This is a genomic window from Streptomyces nigra, assembly GCF_003074055.1.
Lineage (GTDB): Bacteria > Actinomycetota > Actinomycetes > Streptomycetales > Streptomycetaceae > Streptomyces > Streptomyces nigra.
The window spans coordinates 6,102,422-6,127,794 of the sequence record NZ_CP029043.1; the positions used below are offsets into that span (position 1 = coordinate 6,102,422).

The 25,373-nt window shown below is 72.2% G+C and carries 20 protein-coding genes; 13 read left to right on the forward strand and 7 right to left on the reverse strand.

What is annotated here, in order from left to right; genetic code table 11:
- The first annotated feature begins 19 nt into the window (after window positions 1-19).
- Both DC008_RS28155 and DC008_RS28160 read left to right on the forward strand, forming a co-directional pair.
- The gene (locus tag DC008_RS28155; RefSeq protein WP_108709359.1) at window positions 20-655 is read left to right on the forward strand and encodes an MBL fold metallo-hydrolase; all 636 of its coding nucleotides are present in this window, start codon (window positions 20-22) and stop codon (window positions 653-655) included.
- A 69-nt stretch (window positions 656-724) separates the two neighbouring features.
- Window positions 725-1,504, forward strand: a complete 780-nt coding sequence (locus DC008_RS28160) for an exodeoxyribonuclease III (RefSeq protein WP_108709360.1) — start codon at window positions 725-727, stop codon at window positions 1,502-1,504.
- A gap of 58 nt (window positions 1,505-1,562) precedes the next feature.
- Here DC008_RS28160 and DC008_RS28165 read toward each other — a convergent pair whose 3' ends face one another.
- Window positions 1,563-3,326 (reverse strand): SGNH/GDSL hydrolase family protein, encoded by a 1,764-nt coding sequence (locus DC008_RS28165; RefSeq protein ID WP_244221431.1) that lies wholly within the window; start codon window positions 3,324-3,326, stop codon window positions 1,563-1,565.
- Window positions 3,327-3,560: 234 nt separating this feature from the next.
- Here DC008_RS28165 and DC008_RS28170 point away from each other — a divergent pair, with 234 nt between their 5' ends.
- Entirely contained in the window at window positions 3,561-3,968 is a 408-nt protein-coding gene (locus DC008_RS28170) for a DUF6278 family protein (RefSeq protein WP_055619402.1), read from the forward strand.
- A 423-nt stretch (window positions 3,969-4,391) separates the two neighbouring features.
- Here DC008_RS28170 and DC008_RS28175 read toward each other — a convergent pair whose 3' ends face one another.
- The gene (locus tag DC008_RS28175) at window positions 4,392-5,960 is read right to left on the reverse strand and encodes a CocE/NonD family hydrolase (RefSeq protein ID WP_108709361.1); all 1,569 of its coding nucleotides are present in this window, start codon (window positions 5,958-5,960) and stop codon (window positions 4,392-4,394) included.
- A 116-nt stretch (window positions 5,961-6,076) separates the two neighbouring features.
- Entirely contained in the window at window positions 6,077-6,835 is a 759-nt protein-coding gene (locus tag DC008_RS28180) for a hypothetical protein (protein ID WP_181890263.1), read from the reverse strand.
- A gap of 142 nt (window positions 6,836-6,977) precedes the next feature.
- Here DC008_RS28180 and ggt point away from each other — a divergent pair, with 142 nt between their 5' ends.
- Window positions 6,978-8,780, forward strand: a complete 1,803-nt coding sequence (ggt, locus tag DC008_RS28185) for a gamma-glutamyltransferase (protein ID WP_108709363.1) — start codon at window positions 6,978-6,980, stop codon at window positions 8,778-8,780.
- A gap of 33 nt (window positions 8,781-8,813) precedes the next feature.
- Here ggt and DC008_RS28190 read toward each other — a convergent pair whose 3' ends face one another.
- Together DC008_RS28190 and map are read right to left on the reverse strand one after the other, a co-directional pair.
- Complete coding sequence (locus DC008_RS28190) at window positions 8,814-11,369, reverse strand: ATP-dependent Clp protease ATP-binding subunit (RefSeq protein WP_108709364.1); 2,556 nt, start codon at window positions 11,367-11,369, stop codon at window positions 8,814-8,816.
- A gap of 176 nt (window positions 11,370-11,545) precedes the next feature.
- Entirely contained in the window at window positions 11,546-12,313 is a 768-nt protein-coding gene (map, locus tag DC008_RS28195; RefSeq protein ID WP_108709365.1) for a type I methionyl aminopeptidase, read from the reverse strand.
- Between the two features lie 74 nt (window positions 12,314-12,387).
- Here map and DC008_RS28200 point away from each other — a divergent pair, with 74 nt between their 5' ends.
- From DC008_RS28200 to DC008_RS28240, 9 genes are all read left to right on the forward strand, one after another.
- Window positions 12,388-12,660, forward strand: coding sequence for a helix-turn-helix domain-containing protein (locus tag DC008_RS28200; protein ID WP_108710896.1), 273 nt, complete (start codon window positions 12,388-12,390; stop codon window positions 12,658-12,660).
- 127 nt (window positions 12,661-12,787) lie between these two features.
- Complete coding sequence (locus DC008_RS28205) at window positions 12,788-14,104, forward strand: hypothetical protein (protein ID WP_208646017.1); 1,317 nt, start codon at window positions 12,788-12,790, stop codon at window positions 14,102-14,104.
- A 192-nt stretch (window positions 14,105-14,296) separates the two neighbouring features.
- Window positions 14,297-15,139, forward strand: a complete 843-nt coding sequence (locus tag DC008_RS28210; RefSeq protein WP_108709366.1) for a nitrilase-related carbon-nitrogen hydrolase — start codon at window positions 14,297-14,299, stop codon at window positions 15,137-15,139.
- Window positions 15,136-16,419, forward strand: coding sequence for an aspartate aminotransferase family protein (locus DC008_RS28215; protein WP_108709367.1), 1,284 nt, complete (start codon window positions 15,136-15,138; stop codon window positions 16,417-16,419). Before DC008_RS28210 ends, DC008_RS28215 begins: the two co-directional genes overlap by 4 nt.
- Before the next feature lie 38 nt (window positions 16,420-16,457).
- The gene (locus DC008_RS28220; protein ID WP_108709368.1) at window positions 16,458-18,032 is read left to right on the forward strand and encodes a PucR family transcriptional regulator; all 1,575 of its coding nucleotides are present in this window, start codon (window positions 16,458-16,460) and stop codon (window positions 18,030-18,032) included.
- Between the two features lie 155 nt (window positions 18,033-18,187).
- Window positions 18,188-19,030 carry a nitrilase-related carbon-nitrogen hydrolase gene (locus tag DC008_RS28225; protein ID WP_062667024.1) on the forward strand — a complete coding sequence of 281 codons (843 nt, stop codon included), beginning with the start codon at window positions 18,188-18,190 and terminating at the stop codon, window positions 19,028-19,030.
- Between the two features lie 34 nt (window positions 19,031-19,064).
- A complete protein-coding gene (gene hydA / locus DC008_RS28230) occupies window positions 19,065-20,468 on the forward strand; it encodes a dihydropyrimidinase (RefSeq protein WP_108709369.1) in 1,404 nt (467 codons plus the stop codon).
- Window positions 20,469-20,479: 11 nt separating this feature from the next.
- The gene (locus tag DC008_RS28235; RefSeq protein WP_108709370.1) at window positions 20,480-21,502 is read left to right on the forward strand and encodes a TIGR03842 family LLM class F420-dependent oxidoreductase; all 1,023 of its coding nucleotides are present in this window, start codon (window positions 20,480-20,482) and stop codon (window positions 21,500-21,502) included.
- A 334-nt stretch (window positions 21,503-21,836) separates the two neighbouring features.
- Window positions 21,837-23,384 carry an NCS1 family nucleobase:cation symporter-1 gene (locus DC008_RS28240; RefSeq protein ID WP_108709371.1) on the forward strand — a complete coding sequence of 516 codons (1,548 nt, stop codon included), beginning with the start codon at window positions 21,837-21,839 and terminating at the stop codon, window positions 23,382-23,384.
- A gap of 22 nt (window positions 23,385-23,406) precedes the next feature.
- Here DC008_RS28240 and DC008_RS28245 read toward each other — a convergent pair whose 3' ends face one another.
- Both DC008_RS28245 and DC008_RS28250 read right to left on the reverse strand, forming a co-directional pair.
- The gene (locus DC008_RS28245; protein ID WP_055619390.1) at window positions 23,407-24,075 is read right to left on the reverse strand and encodes a hypothetical protein; all 669 of its coding nucleotides are present in this window, start codon (window positions 24,073-24,075) and stop codon (window positions 23,407-23,409) included.
- 150 nt (window positions 24,076-24,225) lie between these two features.
- The gene (locus tag DC008_RS28250) at window positions 24,226-25,233 is read right to left on the reverse strand and encodes a carboxymuconolactone decarboxylase family protein (protein ID WP_108710898.1); all 1,008 of its coding nucleotides are present in this window, start codon (window positions 25,231-25,233) and stop codon (window positions 24,226-24,228) included.
- Between the last annotated feature and the right edge of the window lie 140 nt (window positions 25,234-25,373).

A 25,373-nucleotide genomic window follows, 5' to 3' on the forward strand; every position in this document is an offset into this window, starting at 1 on the left:
CACGCGTCAGGATGGACCCATGAAGCTCACGAAGAAGTCGCATTCGTGCGTCCGGCTGGAGAAGTTCGGCCGGACGCTCGTCATCGACCCCGGCGGGTTCACGGAGGCGGACGCCACGGCCGGCGCCGAGGCCATCCTCGTCACCCACGAGCACCCCGACCACTTCGACGAGGGACGTCTGCGCGCGGCCCTGGAGGCCGACCCGGCGACCCAGGTCTGGACGCTGAGGTCCGTGGCCGAGCAGCTCTCGTCGGCCTTCCCGGGCCGGGTGCACACGGTCGGCCACGGCGACACCTTCACCGCCGCCGGCTTCGACGTCGAGGTCCACGGCGAGCTGCACGCCGTCATCCACCCGGACATCCCGCGGATCACCAACGTCGGCTACCTCGTCGACGCCGGCAAGGTCTTCCACCCGGGGGACGCGCTGACCGTCCCCTCCCGCCCGGTGGAGACGCTGATGCTTCCGGTCATGGCCCCGTGGAACAAGATCTCCGAGGTCATCGACTACGTCCGCGAACTGAAGCCGCAGCGCGCGTACGACATCCACGACGCCCTGCTCACCGACCTGGCCCGGCCGATCTACGACCGGCAGATCGGCGCCCTGGGCGGAGCTGAGCACCTGCGGCTCGGCGCGGGCGACTCGGCCGAGGTGTGAGGCCGTACCCCGGGCAGCCCCACCCCGGGCGGGACGGCTCTGTCAGTCCCGCCCGGTAGGTTGTGAGGCATGCGTATCGCGACCTGGAACGTGAACTCGATCACCGCCCGCCTGCCCAGGCTCCTCGCCTGGCTGGAGAGCAGCGGCACCGATGTGCTGTGCCTGCAGGAGGCCAAGGTCGCCGAGGAGCAGTTCCCCTTCGACGCGCTGCGCGACCTCGGCTACGAGGCGGCGGTCCACGCCACCGGCCGGTGGAACGGCGTGGCGGTGCTGTCCCGCGTCGGCATCGAGGACGTCGTCAAGGGCCTGCCCGGCGACCCCGGCTACGACGGCTCCACGGAGCCCCGCGCGATCTCCGCGACCTGCGGCCCGGTCCGCGTCTGGTCGGTCTACGTGCCGAACGGCCGCGAGGTCGAGCACCCGCACTACGCGTACAAGCTCCAGTGGTTCGAGGCGCTGAAGGCGGCCGTCGCCGGGGACGCGGGCGGCAGCCGCCCCTTCGCGGTGATGGGCGACTACAACGTGGCGCCGACCGACGACGACGTCTACGACCGGGCCGCCTTCGAGGGCTCCACCCATGTCACCCCGGCCGAGCGCGCCGCCCTCGCCTCCCTGCGCGAGACCGGCCTGACCGACGTGGTCCCGCGCCCCCTGAAGTACGACCACCCGTTCACGTACTGGGACTACCGCCAGCTCTGCTTCCCGAAGAACCGCGGTATGCGCATCGACCTCGTGTACGGCAACGAACCGTTCGCCAAGGCCGTCAAGGACTCCTACGTGGACCGCGAGGAGCGCAAGGGCAAGGGCGCCTCCGACCACGCCCCGGTCGTGGTCGACCTGGACGTCTAGGGCCCGCGGACCCGGCCTGATCCAAACGAAAGGCCCTGGCAGCGCTCCGGCAGGAGGGTCACGGCACCAGCGACCGCAGATCCACCGACCCCGCCAGCGCGGCGAGCCCCGCGTCCCCCGGGTGCAGATGGTCGCCGCTGTCGTAGGCCGGGAGGATCCGCGACGGGTGCGCCGGGTCGCGTGCCACGGCGTCGAAGTCGAGCACCCCGTCGAAGACGCCGGACTCGCGGATCCAGGCGTTGACCGCGGTCCGCTCGGCGTCGACGGCCGGGGTGCAGCGTGCCTCGCCCTCGCAGGGCAGGAGCGTCGCCGCGAGCATCCGCAGCCCGTGCGCGTGTCCCCGGTCGGCGAGCGCCCGCAGCCCGGCGACGACCTGCTCGGCGGTGGCCTGCCAGCGCACGTCGTTGATGCCCTCGAACACCACGGCCGTCCGCGCCGACGTCTGCGCCAGGACGTCCCGGTCGAAGCGGTGCAGCGCGCTCACCCCGGCCGTGTCGGTGGAGACGCCGTCCCCGGGGTACCGGTCGGTGACCACGCGGTTCCCGGAGATCCCCTGGTTGAGCACGCCGTAGCGCGGCACCTCGCGCTGGGCCCGCAGCCGGTCCGCCAGGACGTCCGGCCACCGCCGGTTGGCGTCCGGCGTCGACCGGTCGCCGTCGGTGATGGAGTCCCCGAGCAGCACCACCGACCCCGGCCCGCCCGCCACGTCGACCCCCGTCAGCAGCGGCCGGCTGGTCAGCACGGTCGGGAAGGCCGCGGCCGAGACGTCCGCCGTGTGGTCCCCGGGTTCGCTCACATACGACCGCTGCTGCGCGAGCCGGTGCACGGGCGCCGCCGGGACGGCCTCGGGCAGATGGAAACTCACCAGCAGGTTCGCGTCCTCGGGCACCCGGAAGCCCAGTGGATCGCTGTACGCCTGGGCGCCCGCCGGGATCCGCACGCCGCGCGCCCCGCCGAACGAGACCCGCACCGGTGTGCCCGCCGGTTCCGCGCCCGACCGCTGCACCGCCACGGTCGCGCCGCCGATCCGTACCGGGCCGCCCGCGAAGGTGTTGTCGAACCGCAGCCGCACCCGGGGCCCGCCCGCCGAGGTGTGCACCACGAGCCGCAGCGTCCGGTCCGTCCAGGGCCCGACGGCCGGGTAGCCGCCGGTCGCGGTCGACCAGCTGCCCGTCCAGCCGGCCGCGGGGGCGCGCACGGCGAGCGCGAACACGTGCATCGCCGGGGCCTGCGGCAGCCGTACCGAGACGACCTTGCGGCCGGGCGCGAGGGGCACGGTCACGACGTACAGCCGGGGCCGTTCGGCGAGCGGGCCGCCGGGCGTGTTGAGGTGCGACAGGGCGACGGCCTTCGGGCCGAGCGGGCCGGTGCGCCAGTCGGGGGCGGTGAGGGCGAAGGAGGACCGGGTGCCGCCGGCGTAGGTGACCGCGCCCGTGCCGGTGACGTCGGCGCCGGCCGTGCCCGCCACGAGGAAGGCGAGCGCGTCGCCCCGCCCGCGCAGCCGCACCTCCTGCCCGGCGGCCCGTACGTTGTCGGGTGCGCCGCCGCGTCCGGGCCAGGTCAGCCGGGCCCCCCGCACGGTGAGCGCCCGGCCGGGCGTCCAGTCCGCGGCGGCCAGGGACTGCGCGGAGAGCGAGGCGCCCGATCCGTCGAAGTCGGCCTCGGCGGGCCGCGCGTCGTCGCTGACGGCCGTGTTGTCGAAGAGCCGTTCCAGCGGCTGAGGTCCGGCAGCGCGCGCCGGCGCCGCCTGCGCGGCGACCCCGGGCACCAGCACGGTGACCAGGGCGAGGACGACGGCGGAACTCCACGTACGTAGGCGCACCTTCGAATCCTCCCGTTCCCGGCCGCTCAGGCCGGTGGACGACCGCACATGACTTCGGACGAGTGGTTCGTGAGTGGTTCTGCCGGTTCTGCTGGGACTCAGGACGCACGGAGAAAGTAGGGAGGGCGGAGTGACCCGTCAACGCGCCATGCCTGAACTCGGCGTGAACTCGCCCGGAATCGACGGTCCGCGCGCCTGTGGTGCGTTCGGCCGTGCGAATGACACGCTGGAGGTATGAAGATCCCTTTTCTGGGCGGCCGGCCGGAGAAACGCGGAGCCGTGGACCCCGAGGGCATCGCGGAACTCCTCGCCGAGTGCGAGCTGTTGCGGTCCCTCGCCTTCCGGGCGGGGGTGCGACTCGACGACAGCGCCGAGTCGTTGGAGGCGCTCGACCAGTTGCTGCCCCGCTGGCGAGACGATCCGGAGGTCCTGCCGTGGCTGGGCAACGACGCCGGACTGTACCTCGGCACGGTCCTCGTGCGGACGGTGCCGGGGGCCTCCTGGATGATCCGGGCGGACGGCCAGCCACTGGTCCGGCTGGCCTCGGGACGGGAGTTCGACGTCGTGGCCGCCGGCCATGAGTGGGCGGTCAACGGGGTGCCCGAACTGTCGCAGTGGTACGGGGAAGTGGCCGAGACGTGAGGCTTTGACCTGCACTTCCGGATAAGAACGGTGTAAATACGGCTTATGCCCGAAAAGTGCGTGTCGTACGTCGAGTCCCCTCCGGCCTGGATAGTTTGCGGCCACCGCATCACAGCTGAAGAGGACTGGGGCTGGGCATGGCCGGCGATCCGATGACCGAACCGCGTGACGTCGACGCGTACGGAGGGGACCCGCCCGCACGGGAGGGCGGCGCGGGCGTGGCCAACGGCGTTTTCCCCCACCGCGATCCACGCCCGCCACGACCTCGACTACGATGATTCGTCCGTCCCCAGGGCCATGGAGGTGGCCCCGTCCGCGACCAGGGACGCTGCTGCCGGGTGGGGATCCCCCCACGGCCCCGGGACCACGGGGCGGCAGGGGGCAGCAGTCACAGAGCCATACCCGCCCGGCGCCGGCCGGAGATCACTGCTCGCGCAGGGGGATCGACACGTACGACGGGTCGTCCGCCGGTGAGGAGAAGGTCAGCCGCGCGCCGGACGGGTTGTGCTCGATGTAGAGCGGGTCCACCGTGTCGACGACGAGGGCCAGCCGGTGCCCGGCCGGGACGTCCCAGGCCGTGGAGTACAGCTCGAGGTCCAGTCCGAACGGCTGCCCGGGCGTGCGCCCGTGGAAGGTGTACGGCGCGTTGGTGACCAGCTTGCCGATGCCGAGCGGGCCCACGTCGTACAGATAGGCGACGAGGGTGCCGCTCTCCTCGGTCGGGGTGACGGTCGTGTGCAGCTTCGCCGTTCCCCGGATGTGCTGTGCGGCCGGGTACTTCCCGGACTGCCAGACGGCCGTCCAGCGCCGGGGGAGGAGCGGGATCGAGGCCATCGGGGGCACATGGGCCACCTGGTCGAGGATGCTGGAGAGGAACACGACGCCGGCGTCCGCGCCGGAGTCGACGTTCGCCCGGATCGTGGTCGAGCCGCCGAGGGCGAGCTTGCGTTCGGTGGCGGCGACGGACTTCCAGTCCGGGTAGCTCTCGTAGCCGCCGGTCGACCGGGGCTTGAGCTGGACGGGCGGCTCGCGGTCGATGCCGTTGTCCTCGCCCCGCAGATACCGGTCGAACCAGCGCTCGGTGTCCTTCCAGACGTCGTTGGGAAGGCCGAGCAGGCCGGTGATCTCGGGGGTGGCGTGGTCGCCGGGGCGCATCTCCAGGCGCTTGGGGCCGGTCAGCTTCTCGTAGAAGTCCGCGTACTGGTTGGGCGGGAAGACGGTGTCGCCCCAGGCGTTGGCCAGCATGACGGCGGCGCCGCTGTCGTTCAGGCGGTCCACATAGGTCCCGGCTGAACGTTTCTTCCCCCAGTCGATCAGATCCTGCTCCCGCGACAGATCGGAGGCGTAGAAGTCGCGGAAGATGCTCTTCAGTTCCTCGCTCTGGCGTCCGGTGATCCGGCCCGCGCCGTCCAGCAGCGCCCCCGCCTGGACGTGCTGGGTGCGCCCCGAATAGATCGAGCCGATCAGATCGGCCCAGCCGCTGAGCGCGGCGACCGCCCGGACGCGCTTGTCGTGCGCGGCGGCGAGCAGGCTGATCCCGGCGCCGTAGGACACGCCCGCCATGCCGATGTGCCGAGGGTCGGCCGGGGTGTTGGCCAGGGCCCAGTCGATGACCTTGGAGGCGTCGGCTATGTCCGGTGGACCGGCCACTTCTATCTCGCCGCCGGACTGCCAGAAGCCGCGCACGTTGTAACTGACCACGACATAGCCCGAGTCCGCGAGCTTCTGCGCCTGCGCGGCGTACTGGACCTGGGGCAGGCCCCAGCTCGTGGGCAGGACGAGCAGCGGGTGGCGGTCTCCGGCGCGGGCGCCGGACGGGGTGACGACGTTGGCCTTGAGCGTGACGCCGCCGTCGCCGGCGATGTCGACGAACCGGATGCCGTGCGGGGCCGCCTGGGCCGCCGGGGCGGACCCGAGGACGCCACCGGCGACCAGGGTCGCGGCGACGATGCCCACGGCGGTCGTGCGCGGGGTGGTGCGTTGGGTTCCCACGGGTCACTCCTCACTCGTGCCAGTGCAAAGTGACCCGACGGTAACCGCGGCCGTTTACCGTAAGTAACCCGTCGGTAAGTTACGTGCCAGTAACGATTAATGGAATGTGACGTACCTCAGGAGGCGCGGTGACTACCGCGCGCAGGCGCGGGCGCGGGCAGAGCGGTCTGCGCGGCCCGGGTGACGTCCGCGACCAGCTCCACCACGTCCGGGCCGTACGCCTGCGAGTTGACTATCTTCAGCAGCAGCACGAACGAGCCCGTGCCGTGCTTGCGGGACAACCGCTCGTGATTGCGGGCGAGATAGCGGGTGGCCGCCTGGTTGGTGATCGCGGTCTGCCCGCAGAAGAGGAAGACCGGCCGCGGCCCCTGGCTCTCACCCACGGTGAGCCGGGCCAGCAGCGCGTACTCCTCCTTGCCGACCTCCACCTGGTAGCGCTCGGAGCCGATCTGGAACGACCCGCGCTCCGGCCCGGGTTCGGAGTCCGTGTTCACCCGCACCCCCGGCAGCAGCGAGGCCAGATGCGCGGCCATACGGCGGTTGGAGGCGGGCCCACCGACGCAGAACTCGGTGCGTTCGCCGAAGCCCTGGCGTGCCGCGTCGTGCGGGATGATCTGCGCGTGGGCGTGGCAGTCCTTGATGAGCGCGGCCAGCTCCAGCAGGGCGAACACGTCGTAGCGCATCACCGTCAGTTCGGGCCCGCCCGCCCCGCGGTTGACCACGAGGAGCGACTCCGCGTTCTCGGGCAGCCCGAAGAACGCCTGCTTGCGGCGGAGTTTGCGCCGCCACAGATAGGTGCGGGCCAGCCAGCCGAGCGCGGCGCTGATACCGGCCGCGACCACACCCAGGACGATGTTGCGCACGTCGTCATTCATGGGCGCGCATGGTAGCGGGCCGACGCGCCTGGTACGTACCCGTGTTCGACGCATGGCGTTCGCGTGAAGCGTGCCGGACGCGGTCTGTCGGGACCCCGGGGATGCGGTTACGCTGCGCGGACGGTTCTGACTGGAGGTGCGGATGCGTCGCCCTGTCGCACGGAAACTGTCGGTCCTGGCGGTCTCGGCCGCCGTGCTGTCGGTGGGAGCCGCGGCTCCGCCCGGCGGCGGCGCCGCGCGGCCCGTGGAGAAGGTGCCCGTGGCCGCCGGATACGGGGGAGCGGTGTCCAGCGTCGACCCGGACGCCACCGCCGCCGGTATCGAGATCCTGCGCAAGGGCGGCAACGCGGTCGACGCGGCCGTCGCCACCGCCGCCGCGCTCGGTGTCACCGAGCCGTACTCGGCCGGCATCGGCGGAGGCGGCTACTTCGTCCTCTACGACGCCAAGTCCCGTTCCGTGCGCACCCTGGACGGCCGGGAGACCGCGCCGCTCAGCGCCGACTCGGGGCTGTTCGTGGAGAACGGCTCCGCGATCCCCTTCGCCGAGGCCGTCAGCAGCGGACTGAGTGTCGGCACCCCCGGCACGGCCGCCACCTGGCAGAAGGCGCTGGACGCCTGGGGCAGCGAGCGGCTCGGCACGGTGCTGAAGCCGGCCGAGCGACTGGCCCGCGACGGCTTCACCGTCGACGAGACGTTCCGTTCGCAGACCGCCGCCAACGAGACCCGGTTCCGCTACTTCCCGGACACCGCGAAGCTGTTCCTGCCGAACGGCCGGCTGCCCGTCGTCGGCTCCACCTTCAAGAACCCCGATCTCGCCCGCACCTACGCCGAGCTGGCCCGCAAGGGCGTCGGCGAGCTGTACCGCGGCGACCTCGCGCGGGACATCGTGCGGACGGTGAACACACCGCCTGTGGACGCCCGTTCCGGCTGGAACGCCCGGCCCGGCGACCTCACCGCCAAGGACCTCGCGCGCTACCGCGTCCGGGCGCAGGCGCCGTCGAAGGCCACCTACCGCGGGCTCGGCGTCTACTCCATGGCGCCGTCCTCCTCGGGCGGCACGACCGTCGGCGAGGCCCTCAACATCCTGGAGAACACCGACCTCTCCCGGGCGAGCGACACCCGCTATCTGCACCGGTTCATCGAGGCCAGCCGGGTCGCCTTCGCCGACCGGGGGCGCTGGGTCGGCGACCCCGCCTTCGAGGACGTACCGACGAAGGAGCTGCTGTCCCAGCGGTACGCCGACTCGCGGGCCTGCCTCATCAAGGACGACGCGGTGCTGACCAGCCCCGTCGCCCCCGGCGACCCCCGCCACCCGGCCGCCTGCGACGCGCGCGGCACGGCGGCCCCCACCACCTACGAGGGCGACAGCACCACCCATCTCACCGTGGCCGACCAGTGGGGCAACGTCGTCTCCTACACGCTGACCATCGAGCAGACCGGCGGCAGCGGCATCACGGTGCCCAAACGCGGTTTCCTGCTCAACAACGAGCTGACCGACTTCTCCTTCACCCCGGCCAGCCCCGCCGTCCACGACCCGAACCTGCCCGGCCCGGGCAAGCGGCCCCGGTCGTCCATGTCCCCGACGATCGTCCTGGACCGGCACGGAAAGCCGGTCGTCGCGGTCGGATCGCCCGGCGGCGCGACCATCATCACCACCGTGCTGCAGACGCTCACCGGCTTCCTTGACCGGGGGCTGCCGCTCGTCGACGCGATCGCCGCGCCGCGCGCCAGCCAGCGCAACGCGGCCACCACCGAACTCGAACCGGGCCTGTACGACAGCCCGTTGCGGGCGCGTCTGGAGGCGATCGGGCACGGCTTCCGGCTCAACCCGGAGATCGGCGCCGCCACCGGCGTACAGCGGCTGCCGGACGGCCGGTGGCTGGCCGCCGCCGAGAAGGTCCGGCGCGGCGGGGGCTCCGCGATGGTGGTGCGTCCGGCGCGCTGACGCCGGGCGCGACGCACCACCGGGGCGCGACGCTCACAACTCGGGGGCGGGCGGCAGCTCTTCCGTACGGAAGGCGAGCCGTCCGTCCTCCACGTCCACGGTGACCCGGCCGCCCTCGCCGACCCGGCCGTCCAGGAGCAGCCGGGAGAGCTGGTTGTCGACCTCCCGCTGGATGGTGCGGCGCAGCGGGCGGGCGCCGTACTCGGGCTGGTAGCCGCGCTCGGACAGCCAGTCCACGGCCGCGTCGGTGAAGTCGACCTCGACGCCCTGGGCGTTCAGCATCCGGCGGGTCTTGTCCAGCATCAGGTTGGTGATGCTCTTCAGCTGCTCGGTGGTGAGCTGGCGGAAGACGACGATCTCGTCGATCCGGTTGAGGAACTCGGGCCGGAACTGCTGGCGCAGCGGGCGCAGGATGCGCTCGGTGCGGGCGTCCTCGTCGGCCTGCCCGTCGCCCGAGCCGAAGCCGATGCCGGTGCCGCCCCTGCTGATCGCCTCCGAGCCGAGGTTGCTGGTCATCACGATGACCGCGTTGGTGAAGTCCACCGTGCGGCCCTGCGAGTCGGTGAGCCGGCCGTCGTCCAGCACCTGGAGCAGGATGTTGAAGACGTCCGGGTGGGCCTTCTCGATCTCGTCGAGCAGCAGCAGCGAGTACGGGTGCCGCCGCACCACCTCGGTGAGCTGTCCGGCCTCCTCGTGCCCGACGTATCCGGGCGGGGCGCCGATCAGCCGGCTGACGGTGTGCCGCTCCTGGTACTCGCTCATGTCGAGGCGGACCATGCGGTCCTCGCTGCCGAACAGCGCCTCGGCGAGCGCCCGGGCCAGCTCGGTCTTGCCGACGCCCGTCGGGCCGAGGAACAGGAAGCTGCCGATCGGCCGGTCGGGGCTGGCGAGTCCGGCCCGTGAGCGCAGCACCGCGTCGGAGACCACGCGCACCGCCTCGTCCTGGCCGACCACCCGCTGGTGCAGATGCTCCTCCAGGCCGAGCAGCCGGTCCTTCTCCTCCTCGGTGAGACTGCTCACCGGGATGCCGGTCTGCCGGGACACGACCTCGGCGATGTTCTCCGGGGTGACCGTCAGATGCATGCCCTCGTCGACCTCGGCGTCGCCGCCGGCGTCCGCGATGCGCTGCTTCACCTCGACGATACGGTCCCGCAGATGGGTCGCCTGCTCGTACTGCTCGTCGGCGACGGCCTGGTCCTTGTCCCAGGTCAGCTGCTCGACCTCGCGCTCCATGGCCCGTACGTCCGTGCCCTTGGTCCGCGAGCGGAGCCGGACCCGGGCGCCGGCCTGGTCGATCAGGTCGATCGCCTTGTCGGGCAGTCTGCGGTCGGTGAGATACCGGTCGGACAGCTCCACGGCGGCGACGAGCGCCTCGTCGCTGTAGCGGACCTGGTGGTGCGCCTCGTAGCGGTCGCGCAGGCCGCGCAGGATCTCGATGGCGTCGGCCGTGGTGGGCTCGGGCACGAGGATGGGCTGGAAGCGGCGGGAGAGCGCCGCGTCCTTCTCGATCCTGCGGTACTCCTCCAGCGTGGTGGCGCCGACGATGTGCAGCTCGCCGCGGGCCAGTGCGGGCTTGAGGATGTTGCCCGCGTCCATGGCGCCGCCCTCGCCGCCGCCCCCGGCGCCGACGACGGTGTGCAGCTCGTCGATGAACACGATCAGCCGGTCGGAGTTGGCGCGGATCTCGTCCACGATGGTGGTGAGGCGCTCCTCGAAGTCGCCCCGGTAGCGGGTGCCCGCCACCACACCGGTCAGGTCCAGGGCGATGACCCGGCGGCCGTTGAGCACGTCCGGGACGTCCCCGTCGGTGATCCGCTGCGCCAGGCCCTCCACGATCGCTGTCTTGCCGACACCGGCGTCGCCGATGAGCACCGGGTTGTTCTTGCCGCGCCGCGAGAGCACCTCCACGGTCTGCTCGATCTCCTCGTCACGGCCGATGACCGGGTCGATCCGGCCCTGCCGGGCGAGGTCGGTCAGATCACGGCCGTACTTGTCGAGGGTGGGCGTCCCGGTGTCGACGCGCGGCCGCTGGTCGGGCCCGGGCCGGGGCGGAGCCGCCTCCGGGGAGTCGGGGGACATCCGGCCGGACGGCGCGAAACGGGCCTCGTTGAGGATGTGCCCGGCGGCCGAGTCGGGGTTCGCGGCGAGCGCGCTGAGGACGTGCTCCGGGCCGATGTAGCCGTGGCCGCGGGTGCGGGCCAGATCGTGCGCGTCCAGCAGCGCCCGCTTGGCGGCCGGGGTGAGGGAGAGCGACGTGGGCGGCGGGGTCTCGCCCGGCGGATGCTGGACGGGGCCCGAGCGCTCGTCGATCTCGGTGGCGAGGGAGTCGGGGTCCGCGCCCGCCCGGCTGAGCAGACTCCGGGTCGGCTCGGCGGACAGGGCGGCCCGCAGCAGGTGCTGGGTGTCCAGGTCCCGGCTGCCGTGCTCGGCCGCGTACTGGGCGGCGCCCCTCACCAGCTCCCTGGCCGGCTGGCTGAGCAGCCGTCCGATGTCGATCTGGCGGGGGCCTGGGCGCGGTCCGCCGAAGAAGCGGGCGAGGAATTCTCCGAAGGGGTCGTAGTCGTCCGGACCACTGAAGCCACTGGTCATGGGCGTTCCCATCCGGCGTCCCTGCGCGGGCAGGGTCGCCCTCGCTGATCGACTGCCGGGTAACCCCGGCGGGCGCCGGTTACACCTGGCCGCGTTCGTAGAACACCTTCGCACGATCGATGGGCCGGGGCACCTCAGGCGGAGCGCCCGAGGTGCCCCGCCGGTGGGGGCCGAGGTCAGCGTGCCGTGAGGATGCGCGGGCCGTCGTCGGTGATCGCGACGGTGTGCTCCGCGTGAGCGGCGCGGGACCCGTCGTTCGTGCGCAGGGTCCAGCCGTCGGGGGCCGCGTGATAGCCGTCCTGGCCGCTCGCGGTGACCATCGGCTCGATGGCGAGGACCAGTCCGTGCCGCAGCCGCATGCCCCGGCCCGGCCGGCCCTCGTTCGGCACGCCCGGGTCCTCGTGCATCCGGCGGCCGATGCCGTGCCCGCCGAAGCCGTCCGGGACGCCGTACCCGGCCGAGCGGCAGACCGAGCCGATGGCGTGCGCGATGTCGCCGATGCGGTTGCCGACGACGGCCGCCTCGATGCCCGCCGCCAGCGCCCGCTCCACCGTCTCGATCAGCCGGATGTCGGCCGGGCGCGGGGTGCCGACGATGAAGCTGATGGCCGAGTCGCCCGCCCAGCCGCCCAGCTGGGCGCCGCAGTCGATGGAGACCAGGTCGCCGTCGCGCAGCCGGTAGCCGTCCGGGATGCCGTGCACGATCGCGTCGTTGACCGAGGCGCAGACGACCGCGGGGAAGGGCACGGGGGCGAAGGAGGGGCGGTACCCCAGGAAGGGCGAGGTCGCGCCCGCCTCGCGCAGCACCCCGCGGGCCACCTCGTCCAGTTCCAGCAGGGACACGCCCACGTCGGCGGCCTCGCGCACCGCGGTGAGGGCGCGGCCCACCACCTGTCCCGTCACCCGCATCGCTTCGATCGACGTGTCCGTCTTCAGTTCCACCATGCCAATTACTATACCGGTATTTGAATGGGCCCCGACCGGAGTGGGTGGCGGGGAGCGGTATTAGAATGGGCGCCATGGTGCGCACCCCCCTGACCCCCGAAGAGCGCGAACGTGGCGAGCGGCTCGGCCGATTGCTGCGCGAGGCGCGCGGCGGCCGGAGCATGCCGGAGGTCGCGGCGCGCGCCGGCGTCTCGGCCGAGACCCTGCGGAAGATCGAGACGGGACGCGCCCCCACCCCCGCCTTCTTCACCGTGGCCGCGCTGGCGTCCGCCCTCGGGCTCTCCATGGACGAGCTGATCGGCCGGTGCGCACAGGAGGACGGCGCCGGCGCCGAGGCCGCCGCCTGACGATCGTCACCTTCCGGCAGGGAGAGCGCACTCTGCGTTCCGCCGGAAAACTCCCCGTAGCGCGTTCGTAACACGGCTGGTGTTGCCTGACGGACCGGAGTGTTCCGGTCTGGCGGGGAGTCGGTCGATGTCGGTGGAACAACTCCCGTCTCGGGTACGGGAGTTCGCGAACTACTTGGACGGCCTGCTGGCGCGCCTCGACCAGGGCGGCGGCTGGTGCGGGGTGTTCTGGGAACGCGACCCGGAGGGCATGCGCGCCTGCCTCGACGGACGCGAGGTGCCGCCCTGGGACGTGGTGGAGTCCCTGCTGAGCGACCTCGCCGCCCGCTACGGCACGGTCGACACGGCCGCCTACACCGAGCACGCCCGCGCACTGCACGCCGCCGCCGTCGCCGCCCACGACGCCCGCCCCGGCGGACGCGACGCCCTCGGGGACCGCCTCGACGTCATGCTCCGCGAGCAGCGCTACGCCGCCGACCGCCGGACGGCCCTCGAACACGCCCTCGCCTGCGCGGCCACCCGCGCCGAGGCCGACGCCCTGCGCCTCGACCTCGCCTGGGCCCGCGACGACCACACCCGCGCGAGCGCCCGCTGCGAGGAACTGCGGCTGCGCATGGCGGCCCTGGACCCCCGGGAACCGGAAACGCCGGTGTCGGGGCGGGCGGGTGAGGTCCGGCACCTGGACGTCCCCTCCGAGACCCCCGCCCCCAAGCCCCGTAAACGCCGCCGGGGCGGAGCCCGGTTCGCCGGGGCCGTCGAGGAGGACACCGGCCCCGTCGCCGTACCGCCCGTCGTCGAGGAACCGATGCCCGCCCCGGTCGTCAGCGGGCGGGCATCCCCGCGCGGGGCCCGGTTCGCCGGGGTCGCCGACGACCCGGCCGAAGTTGGGCAGCCGGACACCGCGCGGCCGGACGCCGCCGACCGGGAGGAGGTCCTCGCGACGGTCGAGGCACTGCGGCGGCTGCGCGGCGCCGGGCGCACCGGCGAGGCGCACGCCCTGCTCGTGGAGATCGCGTACTGGCCCGCCGTCCGCTTCCCGCTGCTCGCCGAGGAGATGCGGCAGGCCGGGCTCGCCGCGGACTGGGCGACCCTGCTGTGGGAGGCGGCCTCCCTGCCCGCCGAGCGCCTCGTGGCCGCCGCCGACGCGCTGGCGGCGGCCGGCCACACCGGGGACGGGGAGCGCATCCTGCGGGAGGGCGTGGTGCGGCCCGCGCCGGAGATAGGGCGGGCCGTGACCGGCCTGGCCGGCGAGGGACGGCACCGGGAGGCGCGGGCCCTGCTCGACGCGTACGTCCGCGTCCGCACCCCGGAGGAGGCCGCCCGCAGCGCGGCCGCCGACCCCGGCACACTCGTGCCGCTGCTGCTGGAGGCCGCCCGTGGCGTCTCCGACGAACGGCACTGGGACCTGGTGCACGCCCTCAGGGTCGCCGGTTACACGGCCTGATCGTGCGCGGGACCCCGCCCGTCACATCCCTCCCACCGGCCCCATCCATCACCCTCAGGAGTGTGAAACGAGATGGAGTCAGCGGGTTAACGACGATGGTCTTGGCAAGGCTGTTCCAGGGGCTTACTTTCGAGCCTCTACAGCCCGCTCTACGGGCGTAGAGGCTCTGACGTCCCGTCGAAGGAGCAGCTCATGGCCAACGTCGTTCGTGCCGCTCTGGTCCAGGCCACCTGGACCGGCGACACCGAGTCCATGGTGGCGAAACACGAGGAGCACGCCCGGGAGGCGGCCCGCCAGGGCGCGAAGATCATCGGCTTCCAGGAGGTCTTCAACGCTCCGTACTTCTGCCAGGTCCAGGAGCCGGAGCACTACTCCTGGGCCGAGCCGGTCCCCGACGGGCCGACCGTACGGCGGATGCGGGACCTCGCCCGCGAGACCGGCATGGTGATCGTCGTGCCCGTCTTCGAGGTCGAGCAGTCCGGCTTCTACTACAACACCGCGGCCGTGATCGACGCCGACGGCACCTTCCTCGGCAAGTACCGCAAGCACCACATCCCCCAGGTCAAGGGCTTCTGGGAGAAGTACTACTTCAAGCCCGGCAACCTCGGCTGGCCGGTATTCGACACCGCCGTCGGCAAGGTCGGCGTCTACATCTGCTACGACCGGCACTTCCCGGAGGGCTGGCGCCAACTCGGCCTGAACGGCGCCCAGCTGGTCTACAACCCGTCCGCCACCCACCGCGGCCTCTCCTCCTACCTCTGGCGTCTGGAGCAGCCCGCGGCGGCCGTCGCCAACGAGTACTTCGTCGCCGCGATCAACCGCGTCGGCGTCGAGGAGTACGGCGACAACGACTTCTACGGGACCTCCTACTTCGTCGACCCGCGCGGACAGTTCGTCGGCGAGGTCGCCGACGACAAGGGGGAGGAACTCCTCGTCCGCGACCTCGACTTCGATCTCATCGAGGAAGTGCGGCAGCAGTGGGCGTTCTACCGCGACCGCCGCCCCGACGCCTACGAAGGGCTGGTGCAGCCGTGACCAAGGACCTGCTGGGACGCCATCACGCCGTCCTGCCCGACTGGCTCGCCCTCTACTACGAGGAGCCGCTGGAGATCACCCACGGCGAGGGCCGCCATGTCTGGGACGCCGACGGCAACCGCTACCTCGACTTCTTCGGCGGCATCCTCACCACGATGACCGCGCACGCCCTGCCCGAGGTCACCAAGGCGATCAGCGAGCAGGCCGGCCGCATCCTGCACTCCTCCACCCTCTACCTCAACCGGCCCATGGTGGAACTCGCCGAGCGCATCGCCGAGTTGAGCGGCATCCCGGACGCCCGCGTCTTCTTCACCACCTCCGGCACCGAGGCCAACGACACCGCGCTGCTGCTCGCCACCACCTACCGGCGCAGCAACACCGTCCTGGCGATGCGCAACAGCTACCACGGCCGCTCCTTCAGCGCCGTCGGCATCACCGGCAACCGCGGCTGGTCACCCACCTCGCTCTCCCCGCTGCAGACGCTCTACGTGCACGGCGGCGTGCGCACCCGCGGTCCGTTCGCGCACCTCGACGACGAGGAGTTCATCACCGCCTGCGTCGCCGACCTCAAGGACGTCCTCGGGCACACCCGCCCGCCCGCCGCGCTGATCGCCGAACCCGTCCAGGGAGTCGGCGGCTTCACCTCCGGACCCGACGGCCTGTACGCCGCCTTCCGCGAGGTGCTCGCCGAGCGCGGCATCCTCTGGATCGCGGACGAGGTGCAGACCGGCTGGGGACGCACCGGCGACCACTTCTGGGGCTGGCAGGCGCACGCCCGCTCCGGCCCGCCGGACATCCTGACCTTCGCCAAGGGCATCGGCAACGGCATGTCCATCGGCGGGGTCGTCGCCCGCGCCGAGGTCATGAACTGCCTGGACGCCAACAGCATCTCCACCTTCGGCGGCACCCAGATCACCATGGCGGCCGGCCTCGCCAACCTGGCGTATCTGCTGGAGCACGACCTCCAGGGCAACGCCCGGCGGGTCGGCGGGCTGCTGCGGGAGCGGCTGCGGTCCGTCGCCGCCCAGGTGCCCCACGTACGGGAGGTGCGCGGGCGCGGCCTGATGCTGGGCATCGAGCTCACCCGGCCCGGCACCGACGAGGCCGACCCGGCGGCCGCGTCCGCCGTGCTGGAGGCGGCCCGCGACGGCGGTCTGCTCATCGGCAAGGGCGGCGGCCACGACACCAGCGCCCTGCGCGTCGCCCCACCGCTGACGCTCACCGTGGCCGAGGCCGAGGAGGGCGCCGCGATCCTGGAGAGCGCCCTGCGGAGCCTGTGACGGGCCCCGTCCGGACCCATGAGCGAGGGAACACGGCCATGACCACCACCCCGGAGCCCTGGGAGACCCTCCAGCCCGCCCTGTCGGTCCGTCAGGTCCTCACCCTGGAACGGGTGCTGGCCGGCGAGCCCGAGGTGGTGGCCGCGGCCGGCCAGCTCGACCGCCCGGTGCGCTGGGTGCACGTCGCCGAGGCCCCGGACGTCGGTGTGATGCTCAGCGGTGGCGAGATGGTGCTGACCACCGGGGTGCTGCTCGCCGGGGACGAGGAGAAGCAGGCCGAGTACGTCCGCTCGCTGCACCGGGCGGAGGCCGCGGCCCTCGTCCTGGGCCTCGGCCGCGCCTTCCCCGCCCCACCCGACGTGATGCGCAGGGCCGCCGAGAGGTGCGGGCTGCCCATGGTCGTCCTGCACCGCCCCTTCCCGTTCGCCGAGCTGACCGAGGAGGTCCAGTCCCGGCTGGTGCGGCGGAAGTTCGCCGCCGTCAGCCTCTCGGAGTCGGTGCGGACCGCGCTGACCGCGCTCATCACCGGCGGTGCCCCGCTGCAGAGCCTGCTCGACGAGATCGCCTCCCACAGCGCCTGCCCCGTCGTCGTCACCAACCTCGCGCACCGCGTCCTCGCCACCGCGGGGGAGCGGTCCGCCGTGGACGACGTGCTGCGCGACTGGGAGCGCATCGCACGCCAGGCCGGAGGCACCGAGGGCGACGGCTGGATCCGCGCCGAACTCGGCGGACGCGGCGAGCGCTGGGGCCGGCTCGTGCTGTGCGGGTACCGCGGCGACACCGCGACCGGGCGGCTCCTCGCCGACCGCGCCGCCGAGGCGGTCGTCCTGCACCGGATGCTCGGCGGCACCGCCGCGCACAGCTGGGAGGAGCAGTCCGCGCAGAGCCTGCTGACCGACCTGGTCAGCGGGGTCGTCCCGGCCCGGCAGCTGCTGCCCCGGGCGAGGGCCGCCGGACTGCCCGTCAACCGGCGGACGTTCGTCCCGCTCGTCGTGCGCGACGCCGAGGCCGCCCGCCTGGAGCGGGTCCTGCGGCTGCTGGGCCTCTCCGGGATCGTCGCCGAACTCGCCGACGGGGCCACCGCCGTACTGCTCAGCCTCGCCCGGGACCAGGACGCCGGGGTGCTCGCGGCCAACTTCGCCGCCCGGGTGCGCTCCGAGTCGGGGGACGCCCGGACCGTCGTGGCCGCCGCCGACGCCCGGACCGTATGGGACGAGGTGCCCACCGGGCTGCGCGAGGCCCAGCACGTGGCGGACGCCGTGGCCGACTCCTCCGCCGTCCTCGACCTCCCCGCCGTCGTCCGGCTGCGGGACGTCCATCTGCGCGGGCTGATCCGGCTGCTCCGGGACGACCCGCAGGTGCAGTCGTTCGCCGAGCGCGAGCTGGACGGGCTGCTGTGCGGCCCCGACGAGGACCTGCTCGCCGTCCTGCGCACCTATCTCGCCACCGGCCGCAACAAGTCCCGTACCGCGCAGCTCCACCATGTCTCGCGGCCCGCCCTGTACCGCCGCCTGGAGGCGATACAGAGCCGGCTCGGGGTCGACCTCGACGACTTCGAGCAGGCCGCCTCGGTGCACATCGCACTCCTCGCGCATGACGCGCAACACGGTTGAAACATGCAATGACCTGCGAAAACGGCGGTGAAACATGGGTCCACGACAGGGTGACACCGTGGCACGCCCCACGCCCGCAGACGTGACACGGTGCCACTCAAAGCCGATCGCCGGGCTTCCTACGCTCGCTGCACACCGAGCGACCGGAGGTCCCGATGAGCCCAGTGATCCGCGCCGCCCTCTTCCAGACCGCCTGGACCGGCGACAAGGAGTCGATGATCCAGGTGCACGAACAGGCGGTCCGGGACGCGGCCGCCCAGGGCGCCCAAGTGCTCTGCTTCCAGGAGCTGTTCTACGGCCCGTACTTCTGCCAGGTGCAGGACAAGGCGTTCTACGAGTACGCCGAGCAGGTGCCCGAGGGCCCGATCGTCCGCCGCTTCCAGGACCTCGCCCGCGAGCTGGGCATCGTCCTGATCCTGCCCGTGTACGAGGAGGAGCAGCCCGGCGTCCTCTACAACACGGCCGCCGTGATCGACGCGGACGGCTCGTACCTCGGCAAGTACCGCAAGCACCACATCCCGCAAGTCCCCGGTTTCTGGGAGAAGTTCTACTTCCGCCCGGGCAACCTGGGCTGGCCCGTCTTCGACACGGCCGTCGGCCGGATCGGCGTCTACATCTGCTACGACCGGCACTTCCCGGAGGGCTGGCGGGCGCTGGGGCTGGCCGGCGCCGAGATCGTCTTCAACCCGTCGGCGACGTCGCGCGGCCTGTCCCGCTATCTCTGGCAGCTGGAGCAGCCCGCGGCGGCCGTCGCCAACGAGTACTTCGTCGGCGCGATCAACCGGGTCGGCGTCGAGGACCTGGGCGACAACGACTTCTACGGCACCACGTACTTCGTCGACCCCGAGGCCCAGTTCGTGGGCGAGGTGGCGAGCGACAAGGAGACCGAACTCGTCGTGCGGGACCTGGACATGGCGAAGCTGCGCGAGGTCCGCGACCGCTGGCAGTTCTTCCGGGACCGCCGGCCCGACGCCTACGGCCCGATCACGGCGCCGTGACCACCCCAGTGCCGACCACGGGAGGAGAGGGAGAATGAGCAGCCGTACCGTCATCCGCGGTGGTCTCGTCATCACCGCGTCCGACGAGATGCACGCCGACGTCCTGATCGAGGACGGCCGGATCGCCGCCCTCGCCGCGAGCGGCACCCCGGCCGCCGCGGCCTGGACCGCCGAGCGGACCATCGACGCCACCGGGAAGTACGTCATCCCGGGCGGGGTCGACGTCCACACCCATATGGAGCTGCCGTTCGGCGGCACCTTCGCCTCCGACACCTTCGAGACCGGCACCCGGGCCGCCGCCTGGGGCGGCACCACGACCATCGTGGACTTCGCCGTGCAAAGTGTCGGGCACTCCCTGCGGGAAGGGCTCGACGCCTGGCACGCCAAGGCCGAGGGCAACTGCGCCATCGACTACGGCTTCCACATGATCGTCTCCGATGTGAACGAGGAGACGCTCAAGGAGATGGATCTGCTGGTGGAGGAGGGCGTCACGTCCTTCAAGCAGTTCATGGCGTACCCGGGGGTCTTCTACTCCGACGACGGTCAGATCCTGCGCGCCATGCAGCGCTCCGCCGAGAACGGCGGGCTGATCATGATGCACGCCGAGAACGGCATCGCGATCGACGTCCTGGTCGAGCAGGCGCTCGCCCGAGGCGAGACCGACCCGCGCTACCACGGCGAGGTGCGCAAGGCTCTGCTGGAGGCCGAGGCCACCCACCGCGCCATCAAGCTCGCCCAGGTCGCGGGCGCGCCCCTGTACGTCGTGCACGTCTCGGCGACGGAGGCGGTCGCGGAGCTGGCGAAGGCGCGCGACGACGGCCTGAACGTCTTCGGGGAGACCTGCCCGCAGTATCTGTTCCTGTCGACCGACAACCTGGCCGAGCCGGACTTCGAGGGCGCGAAGTACGTGTGCTCGACGCCGCTGCGGCCCAAGGAGCACCAGGCGCAGCTGTGGAAGGGCCTGCGGACCAACGACCTCCAGGTCGTGTCCACCGACCACTGCCCGTTCTGCTTCGTCGGCCAGAAGGAGCTGGGGCGCGGCGACTTCTCGAAGATCCCCAACGGCCTCCCGGGCGTCGAGAACCGGATGGACCTGCTGCACCAGGCCGTCGTCGACGGGCACATCTCGCGCCGCCGCTGGATCGAGATCGCCTGCGCCACCCCGGCCCGGATGTTCGGGATGTACCCGAAGAAGGGCACCCTCGCGCCGGGCGCCGACGCCGACGTCGTGATCTACGACCCGCACGCCGAGCAGGTCATGTCCGCCGAGACCCACCACATGAACGTCGACTACTCGGCGTACGAGGGCCGGCGGACCACCGGCCGGGTCGAGACGGTCCTCTCGCGCGGCGAGCCCGTCATCACCGAGCGGGAGTACACCGGCCGCGCCGGGCACGGTGTCTACACGCCCCGCTCCACCTGTCAGTACCTGAACTAGGAGCGGAGCACATGGACTTCGGACTCGTCCTGCAGACGGACCCGCCGGCCTCACGGGTCGTCGAGCTGATGAAGCGCGCCGAGGACAACGGGTTCACCCACGGCTGGACCTTCGACTCGGCCGTGCTGTGGCAGGAGCCGTTCGTCATCTACAGCCAGATCCTGGCCCAGACGCAGCATCTGAAGGTCGGCCCGATGGTCACGAACCCGGGCACCCGCACCTGGGAGGTGACCGCCTCCACCTTCGCCACCCTGAACGACATGTTCGGCAACCGCACGGTGTGCGGGATCGGGCGCGGCGACTCGGCGATGCGCGTGGCCGGGCGCAAGCCCAACACCCTGGCCCGGATCAGCGACGCGATGAAGGTCATCCGGGCGCTCGGCAGCGGCCGGGAGGCCGACCTCGGCGGCGGCACGGTCGTCCGGTTCCCGTGGATCAAGCCCGGCGCCGAACTCCCCGTCTGGATGGCGGCGTACGGCCCCAAGGCGCTGAAGATGACCGGGGAGGAGGCCGACGGGTTCATCCTGCAGCTGGCCGACCTCTATCTGACCGAGTACATGGTCAAGGCCGTCAAGGACGCGGCGGCCGCCGCGGGCCGCGACCCGTCCGAGGTGACGATCTGCGTCGCCGCCCCCGCCTATGTCACCGAGGACGACTCGCCGGAGGCGCTCGCCCACGCCCGTGAGCAGTGCCGCTGGTTCGGCGGGATGGTCGGCAACCATGTGGCCGACCTGGTCGCCAAGTACGGCGAGCACTCCTCGGCCGTCCCCGAGGAGCTCACCGACTACATCAAGGCGCGCCAGGGGTACGACTACTCCCACCACGGGCGGGCCGACAACCCCGACACCGCCTTCGTCCCCGACGAGATCGTCGACCGGTTCTGCCTGATCGGACCGGTCGAGCGGCACACCGAGAAGCTGAACGCGCTGCGTGAGCTCGGCGTCGACCAGTTCGCCGTCTACGACATGCACGACGCGCAGGAAGCCGTGATCGACGCCTACGGGCGTTCCGTCATCCCCGCCGTCAACTCCTAGGCCGTGTCCGCAAAGTCCCGCCTGCCGTTCGACGCCCGGCACGCCCTCTCGCCGCACCGGCCGGCCACCCGCGTACAACCAGTACGCGGGAGCCCGTCCGGCGCTCCCCCCAGCTCTTCGAGCAGGGGGTACCCCCAGAGCACGCACCGGACGCCGCTCGGCCCGCCCTACGGGCGGACGACGCGACTTTACGGACACGACCTAGCCCGCACAGGCGCGTTCGCAGTACGGCTGCACCCGACCCCCCACCCCTCGTCACCCTCCCCCTCGTCTCGGGGGAGGGTCCTGGGGCCCGCACGGCCTCTCCCGTCCCGCCCGATTGATTGGCCTGCCCATGACAGACACAGTCCCCACGGGGTCGTCCATACCGCAGACCGCCCTCCCCGGCGGCCGCGTCGAACTCGCCCCCGAGGCCTTCCCCTCCGAAAGCCCCTTCGCCAACGAGGACCTCCGCCCCGTCCCGGTCGCCGAGCGCAAGTGGACGACGTACAACTTCGCGGCGCTGTGGATCTCCATGGCGCACTGCATCCCCAGCTGGACCCTGGCCTCCGGTCTGGTCGCCCTCGGCATGGACTGGAAGCAGGCCGTCTTCACCATCGCGCTCGCCAACGTCATCGTGCTGCTGCCGATGCTCGCCACCGGGCACGCGGGACCGAAGTACGGCATCCCGTTCCCCGTCCTCGCGCGCGCCTCCTTCGGGCTGCGCGGCGCCAACATCCCGGCGATGATCCGGGCCGCCGTGGCCTGCGGCTGGTTCGGCATCCAGACCTGGATCGGCGGCAGCGGCATCTTCGCCCTCGGCTCCAAACTCACCGGCGGGCACTGGGAGAACGCCGGGAAGATCGCCGGCAACCCCTGGCCGCTGTGGCTGTGCTTCCTGCTGTTCTGGGCCGTGCAGATCGCGATCATCTACCGCGGTATGGACTTCCTGCGGCACTTCGAGAACTGGGCCGCGCCCTTCGTCATCGTCGGCGCGTTCGTGCTGCTGATCTGGATCGCCGTCAAGGCGGACGGCTTCGGCGCACTGCTCGGCCAGCCGTCCAAGCTCGGCTGGGGCGCCGACTTCTGGCCCGTCTTCTTCCCGTCCCTGATGGGCATGATCGGCTTCTGGGCCACGCTGTCCCTGAACATCCCCGACTTCACGCGCTTCGGCTCCAGCCAGCGCGCCCAGACCTGGGGGCAATCACTTGGATTGCCCACCACCATGACGCTGTTCGCGATCCTCGCCGTCCTGGTCACCTCCGGCTCCGAGGCGGTCTACGGCGAGGCGATCTGGGACCCGGTCGCCCTCGCGGCCAAGACCGACAGCGCCTTCGGCCTGCTGTTCGCTCTGATCGTCGTCCTGATCGCCACCGTCTCCGTGAACATCGCGGCCAACGTGGTCTCCCCGGCGTACGACCTGGCGAACCTGGCGCCCAAACTCATCAACTTCCGTACGGGCGCGCTGATCACGGGTGTCGTCGGCATCCTGATCTTCCCGTGGAAGCTGATCTCCACGCCCGAGTTCTACATCTTCACCTGGCTCGGTGTGGTCGGCGGTCTGCTCGGCACCGTCGCGGGCATCCTCATCGCCGACTACTGGATCGTCCGGCGGACGGTCCTGCACCTCGCGGACCTGTACACCCCCGGCGGACGCTACTGGTACTCGTCCGGCTGGAACTGGCGGGCCATCGCCGCCTTCCTGGTGGGCGGTGTCCTCGCGGTCGGCGGCTCGTACTCGGGGGTCGGTGCCGACGGCAGCCGGAACGGGCCGTTCCCGGCCGACGGACTGATCCCGTTCCTCAAGCCGCTCGCCGACTACGGCTGGGCGGTGGGCCTGGCCACCTCGCTCGTGCTGTACGTGGTGCTGATGGGCGGCCGCAAGGAGCCCGCCGAGTCCTGACGAGTGCCGCGCTGGAGGACGGTCAGCCCTTGGCGCCGTCCTCCAGCGCGGCCACGGCCTCCCGGGCGGCCTTGATGGCGCCCTTGTTGATCTCGTCGGTGGCGGGCGCCTTCTTCGACTCGAAGTCGCTGCCGCTGTAGGTGACCGAGACCAGCGCGTTGGATGTGCGGACGATCACCACACCCTCGCGGGTCTGCTGCTTGTCCTCGGTGGTGAGGTTCACGACGGAGTAGCCGGCGTCCCCGATGCCGGGGACCTCACCACCGCCGCTGCGGTCCGCGAGCCGCCCCTTGTAGGACTCCGCCGCGGCCTCCTCCGACTCCGTGATCTCGAAGGACACGTCCAGCCAGCGGTACTCGTAGCCCTTGAGGGCGTTCCACGAGCAGGTGCGGCGCAGCGTCTTGTCGGTCGACGGTATCTCCTTGCCGGCCGCCTTGGCCCCCGGCACCAGACCCTTGACCGACTTCTCGGACAGGCTGCCGCACGGCGACGGGGCGGCGGTGTACGTCTTGGACGCGGCGGCCGTCGCGGGCGCGTCCGGCGCCTCCTCCTCGGTCCGCTGCGCCGCCGTACGGTCCTCGGGGGCCGGCGTCGCGTCGGGTCCGGACGACAGCGCCCAGCCCGCCGTGGCGAGCACGACGACGGGCGACAGGCGCGCGGTGAGGGCGAGCGGCAAGGGCAGTGATCGCACGGGTCGCTTTTCGTGGGGGACGGTGCGGAGGGGGTCCGCACAGCGGACGGGACGCCAGTGTCACACGACTCTCCGTGAGGCGGAAGGGTCAACTCGCTCCGTGCCGACGCCATTACGGAAGGAGCCCGAACCCGGGGTGTCCTGGGCGAGTTACGGCGTCTCCAGGGTGATTCGCGTGGAAAGGGAGCTTTCGATGCGGTCCACGGCGACGAAGGCCCCGTAGGCGACCAGATGCACCAGACAGTGGTCGGTGTGCTCCCGGGTACGCCACGCCGCGACGTCCTCCTCGGTGATCCGGTACGGCGCCAGCGCGGCCAGCAGCGCGAGCCGCGCCCCGGGGTGCTCGCGCCGGTCCGGGAAGCCCTCCCCGCTCAGCGGCGGATGCGAGCCGTCCCAGTCCTGCAGGGCCGCCTCCACCACCACGTGCTCGTCGGCGCCCAGCAGGGCCGCACCCCGCATGGCGGCCCGCAGCAGCGCCGCGTACGCGACACCGACCGGGGTGCCGCCCGCCCACGCGGGGGACTCGCCCGCGTCGACCGGGTCGAGCAGCATCAGGGACCCGCCCGGCCGGGCCGTACGGCGGACGGTCCGCGCGAGGCTCCGGCCCACCACGCTGCGCACCGCCCGGAAGCGCTGGGCGCCGCCCGGGAGGAGATTCTCGGTGAGCAGGGCCGAGGCGATCCGGTTGATGAAGTGGAAGCTGAGCGCCGTCCCCAGGTACCCGGGAAGGTCCTCGCTCGGGAAGGGGTACGGCTCCAGGGGTGCGCCCGGCTCCCGTGTGCGCCGCCCCCACTCCACCAGCCGGGCGTGCGTCTCGTCCGTGGGTGTCTCCCCGCGCGCCAGCCGCTCGGCGAGCACGTGGTCGCCGGTGGCGTGCAGCAGGACCGTGTGCGCGTCCACGCAGAACGGGCACCGGTTGGCGAGCGACACCCCGAGCGCCACCAGCTCCTTGCCGGTACGGCCGCCCGGGCCGGCGATCAGCGACTCGCGCATCAACGCCCAGGAGGACGTGAGCAGTTCGGGGGCGGAGGACAGGACCACGAAGGTCGACGGGTCGGCGATGCCGAAGTCATGGCGGATCTGCGCGTAGGCCTCCGCGACGGTGCCGGTGGCGGACCGGGGAGGCAGGGGCTCGGTGTGCCGGAAGACGGTGGTCATGGGGAAGAGCGTGCGCCGCGGGGGGTGTGCCGGGCGTCGTACCGGCGGACGCACTCCGGGCTGCTCCGGCCGGGCGGGCCCACGCGCGGCACTACTGCCACGGAAGTAGTCGCCGAGCCGTCCACAGGGCTGACGACGGT